This window comes from Stenotrophomonas sp. LMG 10879 (genome assembly GCF_002750935.1).
Classification (GTDB): domain Bacteria; phylum Pseudomonadota; class Gammaproteobacteria; order Xanthomonadales; family Xanthomonadaceae; genus Stenotrophomonas; species Stenotrophomonas lactitubi_B.
The window spans coordinates 1-1,182 of sequence record NZ_PEJT01000023.1 but is presented as its reverse complement, the minus strand read 5'-3'; the positions used below and the strand labels follow the sequence as shown (position 1 = coordinate 1,182).

Annotated in this window: 1 pseudogene; it reads right to left on the bottom strand. The window is 57.6% G+C overall.

From position 1 onward, the window contains the following. Positions 1-1,182, bottom strand: a pseudogene (locus CR919_RS20915) (IS3 family transposase); the annotation flags it as partial.

The following is a 1,182-nucleotide window of genomic DNA, read 5'->3' as shown; positions in this document are numbered from 1 at the left end:
GCCTGTTCCCGGTACTGTACCGGGCTCAGGCCCTTCAATTTCAATCTGATGCGCTCTTGGTTGTAGTACTTGATGTACTCCACGAGCCCAGCCTCCAGACTCTCGATGCTGTCAAAGCTGTTCAGGTAGAAAAATTCTGACTTCAGCGTCCCGAAAAAGCTTTCCATTGCCGCATTGTCCAGGCAGTTGCCACGCCGGGACATGCTTTGCTTCAACGAGTGCTTTTCCAGCATGTGCCGGTAGTTTTCATGCTGGTACTGCCAGCCTTGGTCGGAGTGGATCATGGGGCGCTCATCCGGGGAGAGCTTGTTGATGGCTTCGTCCAGCATCTGACCTACCAGATCGAACACGGGCTGGCGCTTGATCTGATAAGCCACGATTTCGCCGTTGTAGAGGTCCATGATCGGCGACAGGTAGAGCTTCATCCCTTGCACCTTGAACTCGGTGACGTCGGTCACCCACTTCTGGTTGGGCCGCTCGGCATGGAACTGGCGATTGAGGTCATTGCCAACCACAACATTGGCTGCCCCTTTGAAAGATCGGTAGCGCTTCACGCGGACCCGTGATTTCAGGCCCATCTCCCCCATCAGACGCTGTACCCGCTTGTGATTGGTCCGATGGCCTTGATTGGCCAATTCCAGCGTCACCGTGCGATAGCCATAGCGTCCTTGGCTTTGATCGTAGATTGCACGGATGCGCTCGCACAGATCTGCCTCGTCCTGATCCGGATGGGCCAGGACATGGTTCTGGTAATAGAAAGTACTGCGCGACAGCTCTGCCGCTTCGAGCAGAAGCGACAGCGTATGAACCTGCCTCAATCCTTGGATGGCTTGCGCTTTGCGTCCTGCGCCGCCTGCTCTTCCCGGATCAAGGCATCGAGTTTTTTTAGGTAGTCGGTCTCCGCACGCAGGTAGGCGACTTCCTTGAGCAGCTCATCGCGGCTCATATCCTCAGGTGGTTTGGACGAACGGGTCTTTTTCATCGGCTTTCGGGGCGGCAGCGGCGGCGGTGCCAACGCTTGGGCACCGCCCTGAGCATACAGGCGCCGCCACTGCCCCACTGCGCCGGCATCGCCAATCTGAAAGTAGGTGGTGGCCTCACGCCCGGACATGCCGTCCCGGCTCATCTTCTCCAGAACAGCCAGCTTGAACGCGAGGTCATAGGACCGGGTCTGGCGGTGAA